Consider the following 6,420-nt stretch of genomic DNA (forward strand, 5'->3'; position numbering starts at 1 on the left):
GTCCGCTTCCGCGGTCGGCGACGCGGAAAATACTACCCGCTCCCGAGGGATGCTCCCGACCACACGCCGACCGCGTGCCGCTCGCGCGCCGGCCCGGTGCCTCCGGGGCCCTCCCGGTGCCCCGCTCCCTAGATCGCCAGCGACAGCAGCACCGGGGCCGCGTTGCGGTTGAGGGCGTCGGCGGCCTGGTGCAGGCGGTGGGCGTGCTCGACGGGCAGGGACAGGGCCAGGCAGCCCACCGAGGAGCCGGCGGTGACCGGGACGGCCGCGCAGACCGTGCCGATCGCGTACTCCTGGAGGTCGAGCACCGGCACCGTGGGCGGATGGGACTCCAGCCGGGAGAGCAGCACCGTGTCGCTGGTGATGGTGCGCGAGGTGAGCCGGACCGTCCGGTGCCGGGCGAGGTGCTCGCGCCGGCCGTCGTGGTCCAGCTGGGTCAGCAGGCTCTTGCCGATGGCGGTGGCGTGGGCCGCGTCGCGGAAGTCCACCCACTCGTGGACTCTCGGGGCGGCCGGCCCGTCGGCGTACTGGGTGACCTTCACCTCGCCGTCCACGTACCGGCTCATGTAGACGGCGGCGCCCACCCGGTCGCGGAGCCGGTCCAGGGTGCGCTGGAGCTTGCCGTGCAGCGCCGCCTCGTGCCCGTGGGCCGAGCCGAGGCGGGTGAAGGCCTCCCCGGCGGTGTACGTGCCGTCGGCGCTCCGCTCCACGTAGGCCTCGCGGCGCAGCATCGCCAGGAGCGTGGTCAGCCGCTCCCGGCCGAGGCCGGTCTCGCGGGCGAGCCGGGTGTCGGTGACTCCGGTGGTGTGCCGCGCCACCGTGTCGAGCACGCGCAGGGCGTCCTGGACCGAGTGGTGCGGGGCGGTCGGCTTGTGCTTCAGCGCCACGGTTTCCCCCTGCGCGCGCTCATGGTGCCGCGATCCGGTCGGCGAATCCTCTCCACGATAGCCGTCAAGCGGCTTTTCCGGAGGGGGTGTCGGCGAGATCGCGGCCCTCCCGGCTGCGGCGCCGGTCCATGGGCATATGCCGGGGGGATGCCCCGGCGTGCGGACCTCGGACGGCGCGCCGAAGACCTCCCGCCGGGGCGCCGCCCGCCCGGGCACCGTTCACCCGCCCGGACGGGCACCGCCCGCCCGGACGGCCGGTGCCCGGTGCCACCACCCCGTCACAGGACCGCGCTGAGGAACTCCCGGGTCCGGTCGTGCTCGGGCTCGCTGAAGAGCTTCTCCGGCGGGGCCGACTCGATGATCCGGCCGTGGTCGAACATCAGGACGCGGTCGGAGATGTCCCGGGCGAAGCCCATCTCGTGGGTGACGCAGAGCATGGTGATGTCGGTGGAGCGGGCGATGTCCCGCAGCACGTCCAGGACGCCCGCGACGAGCTCCGGGTCGAGCGCCGAGGTCACCTCGTCGAGGAGCAGCACCTGCGGCCGCATCGCCAGCGCCCGCGCGATGGCGACGCGCTGCTGCTGACCGCCGGACAGCTGCGCGGGGTGCTTGTCGGTGTGCTCGGTCAGCCCGACCATCTCGAGCAGCTCCCGCGCCCGCTCCTCGGCCTCGTCCCTGGACAGGCCGAGCACGGTGACCGGCGCCTCGGTGATGTTGCGCAGCACGGTCATGTTCGGGAACAGGTTGAAGTGCTGGAAGACCATCCCGATCTTCTTGCGGATCTCGCGGACCTGCTTCTCCGGCGCCGGGAACAGCTGCTCCCCGTCGACGGTGACCGTGCCCTCGTCGGGCTTCAGCAGTGTCATCAGCACCCGCAGGATCGTCGTCTTGCCCGATCCGGACGGTCCGATCAGCGTGACGTGCTTGCCGGCGTCCACGGAGAAGTCCAGGTTGTCGAGGACCGTGTTGGTCCCGAACCGCTTGGTGACCCGCTCCAGCCGGATCAGCTCGCTGCCGGCGGCGCGGGCGGTGCCGACGGCCGGTCCGGCCGCCTTCCCGAGGCCGGGGCCGGGGCCGTCGCCGGGGACGGGAGGGGTGCCGGGCTGGGTGCTGTCAGTGGACAAGGCGTCGCTCCAGGGATCGGAGGGCAAGGGAGGCCAGGTAGGAGATGACGATGAAGGCGATGCCGATCACCGTCAGGGGCTCGGTGAACTGGAAGTGCTGCTGGGAGAACAGGCGGGCCTCACCGAGCATCTCCAGCACGGTGATCGCCATCAGCAGGGGCGTGTCCTTCAGCATCGAGATGACGTAGTTGCCGAGCGCGGGGACCACCCTGCGCACGGCCTGCGGCAGGATCACCGCGGTCCACGTCCGGCGCACCGGCAGGTTCAGTGCCGTCGCCGCCTCCCACTGGCCCACCGGCACGGCCTCGATGCCCGCACGGTAGACCTGCATCGTGTACGTCGAGTAGTGCAGACCGATGGCGAAGATGCCGGTGGTCAGCGCCGAGAAGGTCAGACCCCACTCGGGCAGCACGTAGAACAGGAAGAACAGCTGCACCAGCAGCGGGGTGTTGCGGATGAACTCCGTCACGCCGCCGACCGGCCAGGTCACCCAGCGGGACGGCACCCGCATCAGCAGGGCCCACACCAGGCCGAGGACGAACGAGATCAGGGAGCCGAGGACCAGGATCTGCAGGGTGACCAGCAGACCGTCCCAGAAGTACGGCATGAAGTCGGCGACGGCGCTCCAGTCCCACTTCATCAGACACCTCCCCCGCCGACACCGGTCGTCTCGGCCCGCTTCAGTTCCAGATCGGGTTCGGGCACGGGCTTCTTTCCGACGCCGGCCTTCAGCTTCTTCTCCAGACCGCGCATGATCCGGGTGAGCAGGAAGGCGATCACGAAGTAGATGAGCAGGACGTACGTGTAGATCTCGGCGCTCTCCTGCAGGGCCAGGCGCACCAGGTTGGCGCTGAACGCCAGGTCGCCCATGCCCATGATCGACACCAGGGCGGTGCCCTTGAGCAGCTCGATCAGCAGGTTGGAGAACGGCGGGATCATCTCCGGCACCGCCTGCGGCAGCATGATCAGCCGCATCCGCTGCGCGGGCGTGAAGCTGAGCGCGATGCCGCCCTCGCGCTGCGCCGGATCGACGGCGGCCAGCGCGCCGCGCACGATCTCCGAGCCGTAGGCGCCGTAGGTCAGGCCGAGCGCCAGCGTGCCTGCCCACAGCGGCACCAGCTGCCAGCCGAAGGCCGGGGGCAGCACGAAGAACACCCAGAAGATCATCACCAGTGCCGAGGTGCCGCGGAACACCTCGGTGTAGAGGCCCGCGAGGAAGCGGACGACCTTCAGCCGGTGGGTGCGCGCGATGCCGACCACGAAGGAGACCGCGGCCGCGAGCAGCGCGCTGAGCACCAGCAGCTGGACCGTGACCCAGACGCCTTCGAGTACGAGTTCCCAGAGTCCTGAGGTCATCCGCCGCACAGCTCCTTCGCGGTCAGATCCGTCATCTCGTCCTCCGTGAAACCGAACGGCCTGAGGATCCGCAGCAGTTCGCCGCTCTCCTTCAGCTTCGCCAGCTCCTCGTTGAAGGCGTCGCGCAGGTTCGTCTCGGTGGGGCGGAACGCGAAGCCGCCGCCGTCGGTGTGCGGCTTCCCGTCGACGATCGGCCGGAACGGCTCCGTGACCTCCGCCCTGGCGGACTTCTTCACCACCTCGCGGGTGGTGAGCGCCGTGCCGGCGAAGACGTCGACCCGTCCGGCCTCCACCGCGTTCAGTCCGGCGACCTGGTCGGGGACGATCAGGATGTCGCCCTCCGGATATCCGGCCTCGACCGCGTACGCGATCTCCGCGTACCCGGTGCCGGTGGCGAACTTCGCCTTCTTCTCGACGACGTCCTTGTAGTCGGTCAGCCCTTTCGGGTTGCCCTTGCGCACGATGAAGGAATCGAGCATCTGGTAGTCGGGGTCGGAGAAGATGACCTGTTCGCACCGTTCGGGGTTGATGTACATCCCGGCGGCCACGACGTCGAACTGCTGCGAGTTCAGTCCCGGGATCAGCGAACCGAACTCGGTGGGCACGGGCTGGACCCGCTCCACGCCGAGCCGCTTGAAGATGACCTTCGCGAGTTCCGGTGCCTCCCCGGTCAGGTTGCCGTCCTTGTCGATGTAGCCGAAGGGGATCTCGCCGGCGATGCCCAGGCGGACCACACCCGCCGCCCTGAGCCGTTCGAGCTGGTCACCACCGCCCGTGCTCGCCTCGGTGGGGACGCGCGAGCAGCCCGCCGCGCCCAGTGCGCCGAGCGCCGCGACCCCCGCGAGCAGCGACCGGCGCGAGGGCCCGACGGGTATGGACGCTTCCCCGCGTCGTCTCAGTTGTTTTCCCAGTGGTGGAGCCATGGCGGCGCGGCTACCCGAATCGATCCCGAGTATTCGCGCCATTTTCGGCCCCGTTCGGCGGTCGGGCGGTCTCGGCCGGTGCGGGACGATGGATTTCATGATTGACCGATATGTCGAGGTCTCGCTGGTCAAACGTGGAATCACCTGTACGGCCCGGCTGCTCGGCGACCGCGCGCCGGTCACCTGCGCGGCCGTCTGGAAATCGCTGCCCCTGTCCGGCGACGTCTACCACGCCAAATACGCCCGCAACGAGATCTATGCCCTTTTCCCGCCCTTCGCGGAATCCGAACCACCGCTGGAGAATCCGACGGTCACCCCCGTTCCGGGCGACCTCTGCTACTTCTCCTTCGCGGGCGCGGAACTGGGCACCCGGGCCTACGGCTACGACCGCGAGATCGGCCCCGCTACCACGGTCGTGGACCTGGCCCTGTTCTACGAGCGCAACAACCTGCTGCTGAACGGCGACGTGGGCTGGGTGCCCGGCATCGTCTGGGGCCAGGTCGTCGAGGGCCTGGCGGAGATGGCCGGCGGGTGCAACGACCTGTGGCGCACCGGCGCGGCGGGGGAGAGCCTCGCCTTCCGACGGGCGTGAACCCCGGCCTCCGGTGGGCGCGGGCCTCAGTCTCCGGCGGGCGCGGGCCCGGCCGCCCCGGGCGCCCGGGCCGCCCCGGACGCGTACAGCGCGTGGGCCGCCCGCAGCACCAGTGCGTCGGCGTGGCGGGCGGCCACCAGCTGGAGGCCGACCGGCAGCCCGGCCGCGTCGGTGCCGACGGGGACGGTCGCCGCGGGCTGCTGGGTCAGGTTGAACGGGTAGGTGAACGGGGTCCACCCCGTCCACCGCCGGTGACCGGCCCCCTCCGGCACCTCCACGCCCGCCTCGAACGCGGTGCGCGGCACGGTCGGGGTGACCAGCAGGTCGTAGGTGTCGTGGAAGAGGCCCATGCGCCGCGCCAGGTCCGTCCGGACGCCGACCGCCGCCAGGTAGTCCAGCGCCGACCGGCGCGCCCCGGTGGTGCAGATCTCGCGCAGTCCGGGATCCAGCAGACCCCACTGCTCGCGGGTCAGGTGCCGCACCGCCCGCGCCGCCCCGGTGAACCACAGGGTGTGGAAGGCGTCCGCCGGGTCCGGGAAGTCCGGGTCCGTCTCCTCCACGTACGCGCCGAGCGCGGCCAGCCGCTCCACCGCCCGCCGCACCGCCGCCGCGACCTGCGGCGCCACCGCCACCTGCCCGCCCAGCGACGGCGAGTACGCCACCCGCAGCCCCCGCACCCCGCCGTCCAGCCCCTCCCGGAACGAGCCGGGCGCCGGGGGCAGCGCCGAACCGTCGCGGGAGTCCGGTCCGGTGATCACGTCCATCAGCAGCGCCGCGTCCGCCGCGTCCCGCGTCATCGGGCCGACGTGCGCCAGGGTGCCGAACGCGCTCGCCGGGTACAGCGGCACCCTCCCGTACGTCGGCTTCAGCGCGAAGATCCCGCAGAACGCCGCCGGAACGCGGACGCTGCCCCCGCCGTCCGTGCCCAGCGCCAGCGGCCCCGCGCCCAGCGCCACGGCCGCCGCCGCGCCCCCGCTGGACCCGCCCGCAGTGCGCGCCGGATCGTACGGGTTGCGGGTGACGCCGCTGAGCGGGGAGTCCGTCACGGCCTTCCAGCCGAACTCGGGGGTCGTCGTCTTGCCGAGGAGGACGGCGCCGTGCTCCCGCAGCCGCGCCACCGACGGCGCGTCCTCCTCCCACGGGCCCGCCGGGTCGACGGTGCGCGAGCCGCGCAGGGTCGGGGCGCCGCGCAGCAGCAGGAGGTCCTTCACCGTGACCGGCACCCCGTCGAGCAGCCCGCGCGGTTCGCCGCGCCGCCACCGCTCCTCGGACGCGGCGGCCTGCTCCAGCGCCCGGTCGGGGAACAGCCGGACGAACGCGTTCACCCGCGGCTGGATCTCCCGTGCCCGCTCCAGCGCCGCGCGGGTCACCGCCACGGGACCGAACGCGCCGGTGCGGTAGCCCTCGAGGAGCCGCACGGCGGTGAGGGACGTGAGGGCGGGGACGGAACGGCCGGTGGGGCCGGTGCCTCGGGTCATCCACACTCCCGGAAGGTCGGGGGCCGGGCGGGTCATGGGCCGGGTACGTAGCCGCGCTGC

The 6,420-nt window shown here is 72.1% G+C and carries 7 protein-coding genes; 1 reads left to right on the top strand and 6 read right to left on the bottom strand.

Annotation, left to right across the window (positions count from 1 at the left end; translation table 11 throughout):
• Positions 1 to 128: 128 nt before the first annotated feature.
• The 5 genes from AOK18_RS10200 to ehuB form a co-directional block, all read right to left on the bottom strand.
• Positions 129 to 887 carry an IclR family transcriptional regulator gene (locus tag AOK18_RS10200; protein ID WP_055694097.1) on the bottom strand — a complete coding sequence of 253 codons (759 nt, stop codon included), beginning with the start codon at positions 885 to 887 and terminating at the stop codon, positions 129 to 131.
• Between the two features lie 278 nt (positions 888 to 1,165).
• Entirely contained in the window at positions 1,166 to 1,894 is a 729-nt protein-coding gene (gene ehuA, locus AOK18_RS10205; RefSeq protein WP_055694100.1) for an ectoine/hydroxyectoine ABC transporter ATP-binding protein EhuA, read from the bottom strand.
• 106 nt (positions 1,895 to 2,000) lie between these two features.
• Positions 2,001 to 2,651, bottom strand: a complete 651-nt coding sequence (gene ehuD / locus AOK18_RS10210) for an ectoine/hydroxyectoine ABC transporter permease subunit EhuD (RefSeq protein WP_055572201.1) — start codon at positions 2,649 to 2,651, stop codon at positions 2,001 to 2,003.
• Positions 2,651 to 3,367 (bottom strand): ectoine/hydroxyectoine ABC transporter permease subunit EhuC, encoded by a 717-nt coding sequence (gene ehuC / locus AOK18_RS10215; protein WP_055572203.1) that lies wholly within the window; start codon positions 3,365 to 3,367, stop codon positions 2,651 to 2,653. The genes ehuD and ehuC overlap by 1 nt, the downstream gene beginning before the upstream one ends.
• The gene (gene ehuB, locus AOK18_RS10220; protein ID WP_055694098.1) at positions 3,364 to 4,290 is read right to left on the bottom strand and encodes an ectoine/hydroxyectoine ABC transporter substrate-binding protein EhuB; all 927 of its coding nucleotides are present in this window, start codon (positions 4,288 to 4,290) and stop codon (positions 3,364 to 3,366) included. The genes ehuC and ehuB overlap by 4 nt, the downstream gene beginning before the upstream one ends.
• 97 nt (positions 4,291 to 4,387) lie before the next feature.
• Between ehuB and AOK18_RS10225 the strand changes: the two genes are divergently transcribed.
• Complete coding sequence (locus AOK18_RS10225) at positions 4,388 to 4,882, top strand: DUF3830 family protein (RefSeq protein WP_055694101.1); 495 nt, start codon at positions 4,388 to 4,390, stop codon at positions 4,880 to 4,882.
• Positions 4,883 to 4,908: 26 nt separating this feature from the next.
• Here the strand turns inward: AOK18_RS10225 and AOK18_RS10230 are convergent, their stop codons facing one another.
• Complete coding sequence (locus AOK18_RS10230) at positions 4,909 to 6,360, bottom strand: amidase (protein WP_055694099.1); 1,452 nt, start codon at positions 6,358 to 6,360, stop codon at positions 4,909 to 4,911.
• Positions 6,361 to 6,420 lie beyond the last annotated feature (60 nt).

Source organism: Streptomyces prasinopilosus, assembly GCF_001419695.1.
Lineage (GTDB): Bacteria > Actinomycetota > Actinomycetes > Streptomycetales > Streptomycetaceae > Streptomyces > Streptomyces prasinopilosus.

Excerpts from the sequence above, each read along its gene's own strand:
- ehuD (WP_055572201.1), bottom strand. The coding sequence starts at position 2,651 with ATGAAGTGGGACTGGAGCGCCGTCGCCGACTTCATGCCGTACTTCTGG.
- ehuC (WP_055572203.1), bottom strand. The coding sequence starts at position 3,367 with ATGACCTCAGGACTCTGGGAACTCGTACTCGAAGGCGTCTGGGTCACG.
- ehuB (WP_055694098.1), bottom strand. The coding sequence starts at position 4,290 with ATGGCTCCACCACTGGGAAAACAACTGAGACGACGCGGGGAAGCGTCC.
- AOK18_RS10225 (WP_055694101.1), top strand. The coding sequence starts at position 4,388 with ATGATTGACCGATATGTCGAGGTCTCGCTGGTCAAACGTGGAATCACC.
- AOK18_RS10230 (WP_055694099.1), bottom strand. The coding sequence starts at position 6,360 with ATGACCCGAGGCACCGGCCCCACCGGCCGTTCCGTCCCCGCCCTCACG.